The organism is Paenibacillus sp. P4_E11, from assembly GCF_056401635.1.
Map to the genome: position 1 here is coordinate 1 of NZ_JBFUIX010000563.1, position 998 is coordinate 998.

2 protein-coding genes are annotated in these 998 nt (G+C 53.2%); both read left to right on the forward strand.

Annotated elements, in window-relative coordinates; genetic code table 11:
- Positions 1-666: hypothetical protein (locus AC1DWB_RS36055; RefSeq protein ID WP_477545853.1), on the forward strand; the 666-nt coding region annotated here is incomplete at its 5' end.
- The coding region (locus AC1DWB_RS36060; protein WP_477545854.1) for a hypothetical protein at positions 653-998 on the forward strand (346 nt) is incomplete at its 3' end. The genes AC1DWB_RS36055 and AC1DWB_RS36060, both read left to right, overlap by 14 nt.

A 998-nucleotide genomic window follows, 5' to 3' on the forward strand; every position in this document is an offset into this window, starting at 1 on the left:
ATCGTTACTCTCGGCGCGGGAGCTACGATTGCTAAGTCGGATCTGGTATCGATTAGTACCGGCAGCCTTATCTTTGACTCAACAGGCGGCCAAGAGATGGCTGCGACAACCGTTGGTATTCCCATCGGAGGAAGCTTCGGAGAAGCGGTAGCGCCAGTCATTAAAGCGATTCACGCCGTGAATGGAGACGGGAAGCCGACCGTTGGTGCAGGTGACAAGCTATTGWTCATCTTCGACACACCGACGAAGGGCGGCAATGTAGCGTTGTCGGAAATTACGGTTGGCAACAACGTCAGTCATAACTTTGGGGCAGGTGCATCCTATACATGGAGCGCTAACAATACTCACTTGAACATCGTATTAGGCAGCATTCCTAGCCTAGCTGTGGGTGACACGATCAATGTGTCGGGACTAAGCGGGATCACGGATGCGTCGGGACAAGCTGCACTGGCCGCAATATCCAATATTGCTATACAAGACAACTTTGGCACAGCCGTAGCGCCGATGATGACGAACGTGTACGCCACGAATGGAGATGGACAACCGACCGTAGGCGCCGGTGATCAACTGGTCGTTGTGTTCGATACGCCAACCAACGGGCGACACCTTGGTGTTGACGCTGGATTCACCGTCGAATGGAGCAGCAATCGATTTGACCAAGCTTAGCTTTACTAGTGGTCATACGTTAGGCGGAGCTGGGCTAGCACAGAGCTGGAGCAGCGATAAGCTGCAGTTGATCGTTACTCTCGGCGCGGGAGCTACGATTGCTAAGTCGGATCTGGTATCGATTAGTACCGGCAGCCTTATCTTTGACTCAACAGGCGGCCAAGAGATGGCTGCGACAACCGTTGGTATTCCCATCGGAGGAAGCTTCGGAGAAGCGGTAGCGCCAGTCATTAAAGCGATTCACGCCGTGAATGGAGACGGGAAGCCGACCGTTGGTGCAGGTGCATCCTTTACTTGGAGCGCTTACAATACTCTCTTGAACATCGTATTAG